Source organism: Roseateles sp. P5_E4 (assembly GCF_054049255.1).
The window spans coordinates 15,936-30,063 of record NZ_JBFUMS010000015.1; the positions used below are offsets into that span (position 1 = coordinate 15,936).

Sequence of the window (14,128 nt, forward strand, 5' to 3'; positions counted from 1 at the left end):
GCGCAGTTTAGCCGTCCTCCCCCCCTTGCTCCCGGGGCGCTCACCCCTTGGCTCAAGGGTCGCGTGAGATACTTTTTTCATGCCCGAATCGACCCTGTTGCACGAGTTGGTGGCCGTTGCCGCCGAGCGCACGCCCGACGCCCCGGCCCTGACCTATGGTGCGGCGACGCTGAGCTATGGCGAACTGGATGCCGCCGTGCGCGGCTTTGCCAGCGGCCTGATGCAACTGGGCCTGGCCCGTGGCGAACGGGTCGCCATCTACCTGGAAAAGCGCTTCGAGACCGTCGTCGCCAGCTTTGGCGCGCCCGCTGCCGGTGGCGTTTTCGTACCGCTGAACCCTTTGCTCAAGCCCGATCAGGTCGGTTTCATCCTGCAGGACTGTGATGTACGGGTGCTCGTCACATCGCCCGAGCGCCTGGCGCAACTGGGTGACGTGCTGACGCAATGCCCATCGCTGCGCCATGTCGTGCTGACCAGCGGTGCGGGCTCGGCACCGGTGCCGGTGCATGACTGGGCTGCGCTGCTGCAAAGCCCAGCGCATGCCGGCCATCGCGTCATCGACACCGACATGACGGCCATCCTCTACACCTCGGGCTCCACCGGGCGGCCCAAGGGCGTCGTGCTGTCCCACCGCAACATGGTGGCGGGCGGCAAGAGCGTGGCGAGCTACCTGGAAAACCGTGCCAGTGACACCCTGCTGGCCGCGCTGCCGCTGTCCTTCGACGCCGGTTTCAGCCAGCTGACCACGGCCTTCCACAGCGGCGCCCGCGTCGTGCTGCTGAACTACCTGCTGCCCAAGGACGTGCTCAAGGCCATGGAGCGCGAGAAGGTCACGGGCCTCACTGCCGTGCCGCCGCTGTACATCCAGCTGACCCAGCTCGAATGGCCGGCCGCCATCGACGCCAACCTGCGCTATTTCGCCAACACCGGCGGCCGCATGCCGCGGGCGACGCTGGACCTGCTGCGCGCCAAGGCGCCATCCGCCCAGCCCTTCCTGATGTACGGCCTGACCGAGGCCTTCCGCTCGACCTATCTGCCGCCGGGCGAGGTGGACCGCCGGCCGGACTCCATCGGCAAGGCCATCCCCAACGCCGAGATCCTGGTGCTGCGCGAGGATGGCAGCGAATGCGCGCCAGACGAGCCGGGCGAGCTGGTGCACCGCGGTGCGCTCGTCGGCCTGGGTTACTGGAACGACGCCGAGAAGACGGCCGAGCGCTACAAGCCGCTCCCGGTCGGCGTGGGCGGGCGCGAAGGCGGCCTGCAGTTGCCGGAGTTCGCGGTGTTCTCTGGTGACACAGTCAAGCGCGACGCCGAAGGCTTCCTGTACTTCGTCGGCCGCCGTGACGAGATGATGAAGACTTCAGGCTATCGCGTCAGCCCGACCGAGGTCGAGGAAGTGCTGTACGCCACCGGCCTGGTGGGTGAATGCGTGGCTTTCGGCGTCTATCACGACACCCTCGGCCAGGCCATCCAGGTCATCGCAACACCGCCGGAAGGCGCTTCCGAGCTGGATCTGGCTGCGCTGACTGCCGCTTGCAAGGCGCGCATGCCCGCCTACATGGTGCCGCACGGTGTCGATGTCCGTTCGGGCCCGCTGCCGCGCAACCCCAACGGCAAGATCGATCGCAAAACCCTCTCGACCGACTGGCTTGAACAGCACGCTGCATGAGCGATCCCATCCCCCAGAAGCGTGCCCTTGAGCATGCCCCCGTGCTCTTCCCCCGCGATGCCAACGGCGAACTGCTGGTCGGCGGCCAGCGCCTGTCCGTGCTCGCCGAGCGAGTCGGCCAGACGCCGTTTTACGCCTACGACCGCGGGCTGCTGAAAGCCCGCGTCGCCGAGTTGCGCGCGGCTCTGCCCTTGGGGCTAGAACTGCACTATGCGATGAAGGCCAACCCGATGCCGGCGCTGGTGCAGCTGATGGCCGGCTTGGTGGACGGTATCGACGTGGCCTCGGCGGGCGAACTGCAGGTGGCGCTGAACGCCGGTGCCGACCCGCACGAGGTCAGCTTTGCCGGCCCCGGCAAGCGCGACATCGAGCTGGGCCAGGCCGTCGCGGCCGGCGTGCTCGTCAATGTCGAGTCGGTGCGCGAACTGGTGCCGCTGGCCCGTGCCTCGCAGCGCCTGGGCCTGCCAGCCCGCGTCGCGCTGCGCGTGAACCCCGACTTCGAGCTCAAGGGCTCGGGCATGCGCATGAGCGGCGGCCCCAAGCAGTTCGGTATCGACGCCGAGGCTCTGCCCGAGGTGCTGGCTGAGGTGGGCCGGCTGAGCAGTGATGGCCTGGCCTTCGAGGGCTTCCATCTGTTCGCCGGGTCGCAGAACCTCAAGGCCGAGGCCATCTGCGAGGCCCAGCTCAAGAGCTACGAACTGGCCCTGCGCCTGGCCGAGGCCGCGCCGTCGCCCGTCAAGTTCCTGAACCTGGGGGGGGGCTTTGGCATCCCGTATTTCCCAGGCGAATCGCGGCTCGATCTGGCACCCATCGCCGGCAACCTTGCCGGGCTGCAAGCACGCGCCAAGACCGACCTGCCGCTGGCCAAGCTCGTCGTCGAGCTGGGTCGTTACTTCGTCGGCGAGGCCGGCGTCTATGTCAGCCGCGTCGTTGACCGCAAGATCTCGCGCGGCCAGGTCTTCCTGGTGGCGGATGGCGGCCTGCACCACCACTTGTCGGCCTCGGGCAACTTCGGCCAGGTGCTGCGCAAGAACTACCCGGCGTCCGTCGAACCCCAGGGCCGCAGCGAATCAGCGACCGAGCCGGCCAGCGTCGTCGGCCCGTTGTGCACGCCGCTGGACCTGCTGGCCGACCGCATGGACATGGCCAAGGGCGAGATCGGCGACCTCGCGGTCGTCTACCAGAGCGGCGCCTATGGCCGCAGCGCCAGCCCCGAAGGCTTCCTGGGCCACCCGGCCTGCGTGGAAGTGCTCGTCTAAACGTGCAGCCCAGGCCCTGGCCCATCGTGCGTGGTCGCCAATCGGGTCAATGCCCCGCGGGTCTGTCGGCATCCGGCTGCAACGCCGGAGTCGCCAGCCGGAACGCGTCAAGCCCGGCGCAGGCTTGGTCGATGCCTGCCAGGCGCGGCCAGCGATCGATGTCGACCTTGAAGCGCCGCGCACTTTCAATCTGCGGCACCAAGTAGACGTCAGCCAGCGTCGGCGTGTCACCGTAGGAAAACGGTCCACTGCGGCCGTGCGACGCCACCAGTGCATCGAACGCGTCGAATCCCGCTGCAATCCAGGTGCCACACCACTCGTTCACCGCCGCATCGTCGGCACCAAAGCTGCGGCGCAGTGTTTCCAGAATTCGCCGGTTGTTGACCGGGTGGATATCGCAGCCAACGACGGCCGCGAGCGCTCGAACCGTCGTTCGCGCCTGGGCGTCTTCGGGCAGAAATGCTGGCTTGGGAAAGCACTCCTCCAGCCACTCGATGATGGCGGGGGTTTGCGTCATCACCGTTGCGCCGGTATCGAGGCTTGGCACCAACTGCTGCGGATTGATTTGCCTGTACTCGGCCGTCATGTGTCGCTCGGTGCGCAGGTCGATGGGCACCTGTTCGTAGGCGATGCCCTTGAGGTTCAAGGCGATGCGCAGGCGGTGCGAGGTGCCGCTGCGGAAGAAACCGTAGAGCTTCATGCTCAGACTCCCAGATACTGGTGGATCAGGTGCGGCTGACTGCGGATGGCATCGGAATCTCCGCTCCAGACGACACGGCCCTTCTCAACGACGTAGTGGCGGTCCGCCAGGTCCAGCAGTCGGTTGATGTTCTTGTCGATGATGATCAGGGCGAGGCCTTCCGCCTTCAGCTGCCGGATGGTTCGCCAGATCTCGTCGCGGATGACCGGTGCCAGGCCTTCGGTGGCCTCGTCCAGCACCACCAGGCGCGGGTTGGTCATCAGCGCCCGACCAATGGCCAGCATCTGTTGCTCGCCGCCCGAAAGCTGCGAGCCGAGGTTGGTGCGGCGCTCCTTCAGCCGAGGGAACAGCGCGTAGATGCCGTCCAGCGTCCATGCCTTCGCCGGCCCTGAGGCCGCAGGCCCTCGGGCGGTCGCCACGAGGTTCTCCTCGACCGACAGTTCCGTGAAGATCTGCCGGCCCTCAGGCACCAGTGCCAGGCCTTGCCGGGCGATGCGATGGGGCGCCCGGCCATTGGCCCGTTCGCCGGCCACGGTGATGTCGCCGGCGAGGCAGGGCAGCATGCCGAACAGGCATTTGACGGTGGTGGACCTGCCCATGCCATTGCGGCCCAGCAAGGTGACGACCTCGCCCGGCCGGACGTCGAAGCTCATGTCGAAGAGCACCTGGGCACGGCCGTATCCGGCCTGCAGGCCGCGGACGGACAGATACGGCTCGCGTTCATTCATACCGTCTCCTCGCCCAGGTACACGGCGCGCACCTCGGGGTGATTGCGGATCTCGTCCGGCGTCCCCGTGAACATCACGCGGCCATAGACCAGCACGGAGATGCGGTCCGCCAGCGAGAACACGGCGTTCATGTCGTGCTCGACCAGGACGATGGTGTAGCGACCTTTCAGCTGCTGCAGCAGTGCCGTGACGGCGATGGATTCCTGCGCGCTCATGCCGGCCATCGGTTCGTCCAGCAGCAGCAGGGAGGGCTGGGCCGCCAAGGCCATCGCCAGTTCCAGCTGGCGACGCTGGCCGTAGGCGAGTTCGCCGGCCAGCGAACCGTGCTGAGCCGACAGCCCGGACAGGCCGATGGCCTCCTCGGCGGCGGTGCGCGCGGCCACGTCATCGAGCAGTGGACGCCAGAAGCGCCAGGGCTGGCGCGCAACGGCCATTGCCGCCAGCGTCGCGTTCTCGAGCACGGTGAATTCCTCGAAAATCGACGTGATCTGGTAGGAGCGCAGCAGCCCGGCGCGCGCCCGGCGGTCCATGCTGTGCCCGGTGACGTCGCGCCCGTCGAAATGCACGCGGCCTTTAAGCGGGCGCAACTCGCCACTGAGCTGGTTGATCAGCGTCGTCTTGCCGGCGCCATTGGGCCCGATGACGGCGTGCAACTCGCCGGGCCGGATGTCCAGCGACACGCTGTCGGTCACCAGCAGCGAGCCGTAGCGCATCACCAGGCCATCTGTTCTGAGTGCGGCGGCGGCCATCACGCATGCCCTTTCTGGATGGCCTGAACGACCGGGCCGGTCGCGGCCGGTTTGTGCAGGCGCTGCAGCAGGCCGGTGAGCCCTCCACGCCCCAGCAAGGCCATCAGCACGATGAGCGGGCCGAAGACGATCATCCAGTGCTCGGTATAGCCCTTGAGCAACTCCTCCACGCCCAGGAAGACCACCGCGCCCAGCACGGGGCCGAACACCGTGCCCATGCCGCCCAGCACCACCATGACGATCAGGTCGCCGGAGACCGTCCAGGCCATCGTGCTTGGCGAGGCATAGGCGTTCATGTTCGCCAGCAGCATGCCGGCGAGCCCGCAAATGGCGCCCGACAGCACGAAGGCGGCCAGCTGCACGCGGCGAGGCGCCAGGCCGATGGCCTGCACCCGGCGTGCGTTCTGGCGCGCGCCACGCAAGGCCATGCCGAAGGGCGACAGGCGCAGCCTGGCCACCCACAGGGTCAACAGCGCCAACAGCATCCAGGCCGTGCCGTAGAGCACCGGCGAAGCACCGAGATCGATGCCGGCGCCGAAGCGGCTGGTCGTCGCGATGGCCAGGCCATCGTCGCCGCCGTACTGCTTCAGGCTGACCAGCAGGAAGTAGCCCATCTGCGCGAAGGCCAGCGTGATCATGATGAAGGACATGCCCGAGGTCCTCAGGCTGATGGCGCCGACAGCCAGCGCGACGAGGCTGCAGACGCCCAGGCTGATCAACAGATGCACCCAGCCGCTGTCGATGCCATGCGCCGCGGGCAACGCCACGGCATAGCTGCCCAGGCCGAGGAACAGCGCATGGCCGAAGCTGACCAGCCCGCCGAAACCCAGCGCCACGTTGAGCGCCGAGGCGGCGATGGCGTAGATGAGGATGCGTGTGAAAAAGGAGATCCAGAACGGCTGGCCCGTTGCCTGGGCAACGAAAGGCACGGCCAGCAGACCCGCGAACAGAACCAGCGGAACCAGCGTTGCCGGCCGCAAATAGGCAGTGGACATCATCACTCTCCGATCAGGCGCGTCGAGCCGGGAACAGCCCCTGCGGCTTCAATGCAAGCACCAGGGCCATCAACAGGTAGACGCTCATGGACGCGAGCGCCGGGCCGGCCGCATCGGCGATGGAACGTTCGGCGATCTGGCGCAGCAGCAACGGCAGCAGCACGCGGCCGAAGGTGTCGACCACGCCGACGATCATGGCCGCGTAGAGGGCGCCCTTCACCGAGCCGATGCCGCCGATGACGATGACGACCAGGGTGGTGATGAGCACGGGCTCGCCCATGCCCGACTGCACCGAAAGCACCGGCCCTGCCATGGCACCCGCCAACCCGGCCAACGCAGCGCCCAGCCCGAACAGCACCGCGTTGAGCAAGCCGATGTTGACGCCGAGCGCGGACACCAGCTGCGGGTACTGCGCGCCGGCGCGTATCAGCATGCCCAGGCGCGTCTTGTGGATCACAAGGTGCGACCCCACGGCCACGGCCAACCCGACCGCGATGATCGCGAAACGGTAGGCGGGATAGGTGAAGCCGAACAGGTTCACGGTGCCCTCAAGCACCTGCGGCACCTGGACGAAGAGCGGCTGCGGCCCCCAGACCATGCGCACCAGCTCGTTGAAGAACATCACGAGGCCGAAGGTCGCCAGCACGTGGTCGAGGTGGTCGCGTCGGTACAGGCGCGAGACGATCACCACCTCAAGCGCAATGCCGACCACCAGCGCCCCACCGGCCGCCGCCAGCAGCGCCAGCGCGAAGGAATCGGTGGCGCCGTAGGCCAGCGCGCCGGCATAGGCGCCGAGCATGTAGAGCGAGCCGTGCGCCAGGTTGACGAAGCTCATGATGCCGAACACCAGCGTCAGGCCGGCGGCCAGCAGGAAGAGCAGCACCCCGTACTGCAGCCCATTGAGCAGCTGCGCCAGCAGCAGCGTGGCATTCATGCCCGCCTCCTCAAGGCAGCGGGCACTGCTGCCCGTACGGGTCGGCGTGAGCGCTCAGCGGCGTGCCGACCAGGCGCGTCGCGATCTTGCCCGCGTCGCGCCAGGTCTCGAAGGCGTAGTAGTTCTGCACCGGCATGTTGTTCTTGCCGAAGCGGAACGGGCCGCGCACCGACTTGAACTCGCTGCCCGCCGCCTTGACCGCCGCGGCCAGCTTCTTGGGGTCGCCGCCTGACTTGCGCAGGGCTGCATCGAGCAGCTGGGCCGCGTCATAGCCGGTGGCGGCATACAGGCTGGGCGTGCGCTTGTACTTGGCCTGGAAGGCGGCGACGAAGGCCTTGTTCTCGGGGCTGTCCAGCGATGCGTCGTACGTGGCGCCGCTGATGGTGCCGACCGCCGCGTCGCGCAGCGACGGCAGGGTGGTGCCGTCCACGGTGAACACCGAGTACAGCGGCAGCTTGCCCATCAGGCCGGCCTGGCTCATCTGCTTGACGAAGTTGATGCCCATGCCGCCGGGGTAGAAGACGAACACCGCGTCCGGCGCCGCCGCCTGAAGCTGCGCGATCTCGGCCGAGTAGTCGGGCTGGTTGACCTGGGTGAACACCTCGTCGACCACCTGGCCCTTGTAGTAGCGCTTGAAGCCGGCCAGCATGTCCTTGCCGGCCTGGTAGTTGGGGGCCATCAGGTAGACGCGCTTGATGCCCTTGTCCTGGGCGAACTTGCCCATGGCTTCGGCGGAGCCGTCGTTCTGCCAGGCCATCGAGAAGATGTTGGCCTTGCACTGCGCGCCGGCCAGCGGCGAGGGGCCGGCGTTGGTGGCAATCGCGACAACGCCCGACTCGACCAGCCGCGGCAGACTGCCCATCAACACGTTCGAGAAGGACAGGCCGACGATGGCATCGACCTTGTCCTTGTCGATCAGCTTGCGAACGGCCTGCTGGCCGATCTCGGGCTTGAGCTGGTCGTCCTCCTTCAGCAGCGTGAGCGGCTGGCCGCCGAGCTTGCCGCCGAGTTGCTCGACGGCGAGATTGAAGCCGTCGACCTGGTCCTGCCCGACGAGGGCCTGCGGCCCGGACAGCGGTGCCACCAAGCCGATGACGGCCGCTTGCGCTGCGCCAGCAACGGCCAGCGCAGTGGCGGCCAGGATGGCGATCTTGGATGTCGTGCTCATGCTTGTCTCCTTGTAGTAGTGGGTCAGTCGATCTGCAGATAAACGCGCTGGCCGTCGATCTTCACGGGGTAGCTGCGCAGGGCCTCGGTGACCGGCTCGCACATCGGGCGCCCGTCGCGAACGTCGAACTTGCCCTGGTGCAGCGGGCACTCGATCTCGTGGCCGTCCAGGAAGCCGTCGCACAGCCGCGCATGGCCATGCGTGCAGATGTTGTCGGTGGCGTAGACCTCGTCGCCGACGGTGTAGATGGCGATGTCGCGGCCGGCGACCGCCACGCCGATCACGTCGTCGGCAGGCAGCTGATCGCGCGCCAGCGCGTCGATCCAGTTGTCATGGTTCATGGCAGCGCTCTCAGATGGGATAGATGATGGAGTTCGGGATCATTTCGCTGTCGTAGATGCACTCGCGCGACGCGAACTTGAAGCCGCCCGGCGTGCGCACGACCACGTCGATATAGCGCCCGACGTTGAACACGGTGCTGGCCTCGGACAGCTTGGTGCGCAGCACCGCGTAGTTCGCTTCGGACTCGATGCAGTCGGCTTCAGCGCGGCGCACCACGGGCGCACCGACGATGTGGCGCTGGTAGTAGGGGTCGTGGAACAGCGTCTCCTTGATGCCGTAGACCCTGTCCTTGAGCATGCCCTTGCTGGTGAAGGCCAGCGTGGCCAGCGGGAAGCCGCGCTCATGGTTTTCGCGGGGCTGCAGGCGGTAGACGCAGTCGTCGACGAAGAACTCGGGCCAGAGGTCCCAGTTGCCGGAGTCGACGGCGGCGGCGTAGTCGGCGTACAGCTGGCTCAGCGCCAGCCAATCTTCGAAGTTGATGGATGCGGCCATGGCTCAGTCCTCCATCACCTGGCGCCAGTAGCGGTACATGCCGCGTATCAGCGTCTCGGTGACCATGTGCTCCGTGTCCTCGACCTCGCGCCCGCCCAGCTCGGCCAGCGTGCGGTGGAAGGGCTTGCTCTCGAAGGCCTGCTGCGAGAACTCGATCACCTCGCCGTCATCGGCCGAGACGAAGCCGGCCGGGCCGAACAGGTTGGACTGGCGCAGGCGCCGCTGGGTCATTTCCTCGGTGTCGTCCTCGTAGCCGAAATGGGTCCAGACGAAGTCGAAGCTGCCGTGGCCGCTGGGCTGGATGTGGCGCGTGGACACGCTGTTGACCTGCTGCTGCAGGATGACGCTCGGGAAGATCGTCGTCATCACCGCAGTCGGCCCGCCCCACCAGGGCTCCGGGACGATGTCCAGGAAGCTCGGGTCGTGCAGCTGCATGGTCTCCTTGAAGCTGGAGACCTGGGTCACCTGCTCGGACTTGCCGCCGCTGCCGCGCGTCGAGATCATGGACGCATGGCGATGGTGGTCGTCCATGCGGAGTTGCGACTTGTTGTCGGCGCGCCAGAGCCCGAAGGTGACGAACCAGGTGTGCAGCAGGCCCGGGTGATACGGGTCCTTGATGTTCTCCTGCATCAGCTTCCAGTTGCCCGGGATGCGCTGGCGGTTGTAGCCGAGGATCTTGAGCTTGCGGCCGTTGAACATGCGGTCGAAGTAGCCCAGGATGGTCGGGCCCATGAAGTCCTCGAAGGACTCGACGTCAGCATCGAACGAGGCGAACACCACGCCGCCACGCACGGCAACCTTGAGCTTGGTCAGCGCATGGTCGCTGGTCTTGAAGTCCGCCGGCATGCCGCCGTGCACCTGGCCGTCCTGCTTGACGCCGCGCCGGAAGGGCACGCCTTGCAGGTCGCCCTTGAGCGTGTAGCTCCACTGGTGGTAGGGGCAGACGAACTCCTTGCGGTTGCCGTGCCGCTCGCGGCAAAAGCGCATGCCGCGGTGCGCGCAGACGTTCTCGATCACGTTGATCGCGCCGTCGTTGTCGCGCGCCATGATGACCGAGCGCTCACCGATGACGGTGCGCTTGAAATCGCCCACATTGGGCACCTCGGCCTCCAGGCCGACGTAGCACCAGTGGTTCTTGTAGAAGAAGCGCTCCAGCTCGCGTTGGTAGAGCTGCTCACTGGTGTAGGCCAGGAAGGGGATGCGGGAACTTCCCGCGCCTTCCCACCGGGCCTCGGTTGGGAAGATGGTGGACGTGTCGGCCATGCCTGTCTCCTTGTTGTTCTGGGCGCTCAGCCTTCAGGCCGCGACGCGTACTTCGATCTGCCCGAGGCCGGTGATCGCGCCGAGCATCACGTCGCCCGCCACCACGGCGTTCACGCCCTCCGGCGTGCCGGTCATCAGCACGTCACCGGGCTGCAGTTCGTCGTACTGGGACAGCACGGCAATCGACTCGGCGACGGACCAGATCAGCTTCGCGATGTCGGACGACTGGCGTGCCTGGCCGTTGACGGTCAGGCTGATGGCAGCTTCGGCGGGATGCCCGATGTCTGCGGCCCGATGGACCGCACCGATGGGCGCCGATTGGGAGAAGGACTTGCCGAACTCCCAGGGTCGGCCCTTGTCGCGGGCTTCGAGCTGCAGGTCGCGGCGCGTCATGTCCAGGCCGACGGCATAGCCGTAGACATGGTCGAGCGCCTGTTCGACCGGGATGTTGCGCCCGCCCTTGCCCAGCACCACGACGAGTTCGATCTCGTGGTGGTAGTTCTTGGTGTGCGGCGGATAGGGCAGGCTCACCGGCGCGGCCGCGTCGATGACGGCGCTGGCCGGCTTCATGAAGAAGAACGGCGCTTCGCGGTCCGGGTCCTTGCCCATCTCGCGGACATGGGCGGCGTAGTTGCGGCCGACGCAGAAGACGCGATTCACGGCAACGCGCTCGTCGCTGTTGGCGATGGCGAGGGTGTGCAGCGGCGGGGCTTGGAGGGCGAGCTTCATGTGGGAGTCCATGGATCAGGGTTCATTGGCGTTGTTCGCGGAACAGGCCCAGCGCCTGTTGCACGGGGCGGTCAGAAAAGCTGAACAACAGGCTGTCGCGGTCCGCACGCAGCTGCAGTGCGTGCCAGGACGGCACGACGAAGACGTCGTTCTCCTGCATGCGCAGCGTCAGGTCGCCGATGCGCGCCTCGCCACCGCCTTCCAGGCAGACGTAGACGGTGCTGTCCGTGCTGCGATAGCTGCGGGTCTCGAAGCCGGCCGGCAGCCATTGCGCAAAGGCGCCTATGGTGGGCATGGGCGAGGCCCCCGTCGCCGGGTTCACGTAGCGCAGCTTGTGGCCCAGGTGCGCATCGATGTCGCCGCGCGAAACGCCTTGAAGCGCGGCGCGGGTGCGCTCGAACGGGTAGACGAAAACACGGGTCGGCTCCGCCAGCCGCGGCTGGTAGTCCACCGGCAGCATGTTGGCGCCATAGCGGGCCAAGGCATCGCCTTCAGGGCGGCGCAGCTGCTGGCTCGCGTTCTCGCTCTTCTCGGAGAAGCCGGCGTCCAGGAAGCGGACGATGGGGATGTCCAGCCCGTCCAGCCACACGACCGGATCGGTCCCGAGGTTGCCGTGGTCGTGGAAGGTCCAGGCCGGGGTGATGATGAAGTCGCCGCGGCGCATCGTCGTGCGTTCGCCGTCGACCGCGGTGTAGGCGCCTTCGCCATCGAGCACGAGGCGCAATGCCGACTGGGTGTGCCGATGCGCGGGTGCGACCTCGCCAGGAAGGATCAGCTGCAGGCCCGCGTACAGCGACTGCGTGATCGACGAATGGCCCCGTAGCGCCGGGTTCTCCAGGATCAGCACGCGGCGCTCGGCTTCCTCGGCGGTGATGAGCCGGCCAGCCTCCATCACCTGCTCGCGCAGCTCCGCATAGCGCCACAGCGCTGCCTGCAAAGGCGAGCGGGGCTGCGGCGGCACCAGCGCGCCGAGTACCTCCCACAGCGGCGTCATGTTCCGGGTGCCGATTCGTTCGTAGAAGGTCGCGCGCGCGGCCCGCTGCTCGGCGCTCAAGGCGGCAGCATGCATAAGGGGTCTCCTCAGGTTCCTTGGGTGTAGAAGGCGTCGGCATGGATGCGCTCGGGCTCGATGCCCTTGCGGCGCACCATCAGCGAGGCCGCTTCCACCATCGGTGGTGAGCCGCACAGGTAAGCGCGCCAACCGCGCAGGTCACCGAGGTCTTGCTCGATGGCATCGGTGACCAGGCCACAGCGGTGCAGCTTGGGATCGCCGCCCGAGGCGACGACGATATTGAGCTTCAGGCCGGCGTGATCGCGGGCCAGTTCCTGCAGCCAGGACAGGCCATAGACGTCCCGTGGCGAGCGCACCCCGAAGTACAGATGGATGGGGTTGCGCATGCCTTCGGCAACCGCACCGCGCAGGATGGACAGCACCGGTGCCAGACCCGTGCCTCCCGCGATGCAGAGCATCGGCCCGTCGTGCTTGCGGCGCAGGTAGGCCGACCCCAGCGGCCCGCTGACGCGCACGGCGTCGCCAACCTTCAACTGATGGGCGATGTAGCCGCTGACGCGCCCGTCGGGCACGACGCGCACATGGAACTCAAGATCGCCGCCCTCGAGCGGAATGCCTGCCATTGAATAGGGCCTGGCATGTTCCGGCGTGAACTGCAGTTGCGCGTATTGCCCTGGCGAGAACGCCAACGGCTTGGCCGGCTTCAGCACCACGCGCTTGATGTCATGCGTCATGTCCTCGAGTGCCGTGACCGTGGCTTTCAGGACGCGCGCCGGGTGCACCACGATCTCGTCCGGCTCCGGGATCTCGATCACACAGGGTTCGGTCAGATAGGTCCGGCACGCCAGCACGTAGCTGTCGGCTCCATCCAAGGGGCGCTGCTGCTCCTTGCCCCCCTCCAGCACCTCGCCCTCAAGCAGCTTGCAGCGACAGGTGCCGCATCGGCCGGCCATGCACGAGTAGGACATCGGCACCTGGGCCGCCTGCAATGCCTCCAGCAGATTCGCGCCCGGCTCGACATGGATGACGCGATTCAGTGGTTGGATGAGGACTTCCATGCAGCTTGCCGGCCAAGTCGTTTGCGATTGGCGGCATGTTGTCCACTTCGGTGACCTCAGCCAATAGAATCTGATGAATAGATCACATCACCAGGAATGATGTGACGGCGGAGACGACGCATGGAGCTCGGAGACATCGATCTCAACCAACTCGTGCTGTTCCACCACTTGATGGCGGAACGCCGGGTGTCCAGGGTGGCGGAGCTGATGGAGCTCACGCAGCCGGCCGTGAGCAACACGCTGGCCAAGCTGCGCAAGCAGTTCGGTGACGAGCTTTTCGTGCGAACGCCCAAGGGCATGATGCCCACGCCGTTTGCCGAGCAGCTGGCGGAGCCCATCGGCTACGCGCTCTCGATGATTCACAGCGGCATCAACCAGCGCGTGGAGTTCGACCCCGCCCAGGTGCAGCGCGCCATGACCATCGGCATGACCGACATCGGCGAGATCGTCTTTCTGCCTCGCCTGATGGAGCGCCTCAGCCGGGAAGCCCCCGGCATCACCTTGAACACGGTTCGCAACACCGCCGTGAACCTCCGGGACGACATGGAGGCCGGCCGCGTCGACCTCGCCATCGGCCTGCTGCCCATGCTCAAGGCCGGCTTCTTCCAGCGGCGCCTCTTCAGCCAGCGCTACGTCTGCCTGTTCCGGCGTGGGCACGCGGTGGAGAAACGCAAGCTCACGCTCAACGACTTCCGCAACGCTGAGCACCTCGTCATCGTCTCGGCCGGCACGGGCCATGGCAAGGTCGACGAACTGATACGCCGGGCGGGCATCAACCGCACGGTGCGGCTCTCTGTGCCGCACTTCGTCAGCGTCGGGCACATCCTGCAGGATTCCGATCTCGTGGCCACCGTGCCGGAGCGGTTGGCGCAGCAACTGACCGGCCCTTTCAACCTCAGCTACCTGCCGCATCCAGTCAAGCTGCCCGACATCGCGATCAACGTCTTCTGGCATGCCCAAGCCCATCGTGCGCCGGCCAACCAATGGCTCCGTGGCGTGATCTGCGAGATGTTCGGCGGCGACTGAAGCT

General features: G+C 66.9%; 15 protein-coding genes and 1 pseudogene. 3 read left to right on the forward strand and 13 right to left on the reverse strand.

Annotated elements, in window-relative coordinates; genetic code table 11:
- Positions 1 to 79 precede the first annotated feature (79 nt).
- Entirely contained in the window at positions 80 to 1,669 is a 1,590-nt protein-coding gene (locus ACXJLH_RS24700; RefSeq protein ID WP_056195898.1) for an acyl-CoA ligase (AMP-forming), exosortase A system-associated, read from the forward strand.
- Positions 1,666 to 2,928, forward strand: coding sequence for a pyridoxal-dependent decarboxylase, exosortase A system-associated (locus ACXJLH_RS24705; protein ID WP_457446921.1), 1,263 nt, complete (start codon positions 1,666 to 1,668; stop codon positions 2,926 to 2,928). Before ACXJLH_RS24700 ends, ACXJLH_RS24705 begins: the two co-directional genes overlap by 4 nt.
- A gap of 46 nt (positions 2,929 to 2,974) precedes the next feature.
- Here the strand turns inward: ACXJLH_RS24705 and maiA are convergent, their stop codons facing one another.
- The 13 genes and pseudogenes from maiA to ACXJLH_RS24770 form a co-directional block, all read right to left on the reverse strand.
- Positions 2,975 to 3,628: a maleylacetoacetate isomerase gene (maiA, locus tag ACXJLH_RS24710; protein ID WP_457446923.1), complete on the reverse strand. Its 654-nt coding sequence runs from the start codon at positions 3,626 to 3,628 to the stop codon at positions 2,975 to 2,977.
- A gap of 2 nt (positions 3,629 to 3,630) precedes the next feature.
- Positions 3,631 to 4,356, reverse strand: coding sequence for an ABC transporter ATP-binding protein (locus ACXJLH_RS24715; RefSeq protein WP_457446925.1), 726 nt, complete (start codon positions 4,354 to 4,356; stop codon positions 3,631 to 3,633).
- A complete protein-coding gene (locus ACXJLH_RS24720; RefSeq protein WP_457447072.1) occupies positions 4,353 to 4,625 on the reverse strand; it encodes an ABC transporter ATP-binding protein C-terminal domain-containing protein in 273 nt (90 codons plus the stop codon). The genes ACXJLH_RS24715 and ACXJLH_RS24720 overlap by 4 nt, the downstream gene beginning before the upstream one ends.
- Positions 4,626 to 4,634: 9 nt before the next feature.
- A pseudogene (locus ACXJLH_RS24725) lies at positions 4,635 to 5,033 on the reverse strand (ATP-binding cassette domain-containing protein); the annotation flags it as partial.
- A 71-nt stretch (positions 5,034 to 5,104) separates the two neighbouring features.
- The gene (locus tag ACXJLH_RS24730; RefSeq protein ID WP_457446927.1) at positions 5,105 to 6,103 is read right to left on the reverse strand and encodes a branched-chain amino acid ABC transporter permease; all 999 of its coding nucleotides are present in this window, start codon (positions 6,101 to 6,103) and stop codon (positions 5,105 to 5,107) included.
- Positions 6,104 to 6,113: 10 nt separating this feature from the next.
- Complete coding sequence (locus ACXJLH_RS24735; RefSeq protein ID WP_457446929.1) at positions 6,114 to 7,034, reverse strand: branched-chain amino acid ABC transporter permease; 921 nt, start codon at positions 7,032 to 7,034, stop codon at positions 6,114 to 6,116.
- A gap of 10 nt (positions 7,035 to 7,044) precedes the next feature.
- On the reverse strand, positions 7,045 to 8,202 hold the full coding sequence (locus ACXJLH_RS24740; protein ID WP_457446931.1) for an ABC transporter substrate-binding protein: 1,158 nt from the start codon (positions 8,200 to 8,202) through the stop codon (positions 7,045 to 7,047).
- A 23-nt stretch (positions 8,203 to 8,225) separates the two neighbouring features.
- Positions 8,226 to 8,543 (reverse strand): non-heme iron oxygenase ferredoxin subunit, encoded by a 318-nt coding sequence (locus tag ACXJLH_RS24745; RefSeq protein WP_457446933.1) that lies wholly within the window; start codon positions 8,541 to 8,543, stop codon positions 8,226 to 8,228.
- A gap of 10 nt (positions 8,544 to 8,553) precedes the next feature.
- Positions 8,554 to 9,036 carry an aromatic-ring-hydroxylating dioxygenase subunit beta gene (locus ACXJLH_RS24750; RefSeq protein ID WP_200955258.1) on the reverse strand — a complete coding sequence of 161 codons (483 nt, stop codon included), beginning with the start codon at positions 9,034 to 9,036 and terminating at the stop codon, positions 8,554 to 8,556.
- Between the two features lie 3 nt (positions 9,037 to 9,039).
- Positions 9,040 to 10,299 (reverse strand): aromatic ring-hydroxylating dioxygenase subunit alpha, encoded by a 1,260-nt coding sequence (locus ACXJLH_RS24755; protein ID WP_457446935.1) that lies wholly within the window; start codon positions 10,297 to 10,299, stop codon positions 9,040 to 9,042.
- A 33-nt stretch (positions 10,300 to 10,332) separates the two neighbouring features.
- Positions 10,333 to 11,028 (reverse strand): fumarylacetoacetate hydrolase family protein, encoded by a 696-nt coding sequence (locus ACXJLH_RS24760; protein ID WP_457446937.1) that lies wholly within the window; start codon positions 11,026 to 11,028, stop codon positions 10,333 to 10,335.
- Positions 11,029 to 11,050: 22 nt separating this feature from the next.
- Entirely contained in the window at positions 11,051 to 12,097 is a 1,047-nt protein-coding gene (gene gtdA / locus ACXJLH_RS24765; protein WP_457446939.1) for a gentisate 1,2-dioxygenase, read from the reverse strand.
- Between the two features lie 11 nt (positions 12,098 to 12,108).
- Complete coding sequence (locus ACXJLH_RS24770) at positions 12,109 to 13,098, reverse strand: 2Fe-2S iron-sulfur cluster-binding protein (protein WP_457446941.1); 990 nt, start codon at positions 13,096 to 13,098, stop codon at positions 12,109 to 12,111.
- Between the two features lie 120 nt (positions 13,099 to 13,218).
- On the opposite strand from ACXJLH_RS24770, the gene ACXJLH_RS24775 reads away from it, so the two are divergent.
- Positions 13,219 to 14,124 (forward strand): LysR family transcriptional regulator, encoded by a 906-nt coding sequence (locus tag ACXJLH_RS24775; protein WP_457325459.1) that lies wholly within the window; start codon positions 13,219 to 13,221, stop codon positions 14,122 to 14,124.
- The last annotated feature ends 4 nt before the right edge of the window (positions 14,125 to 14,128 follow it).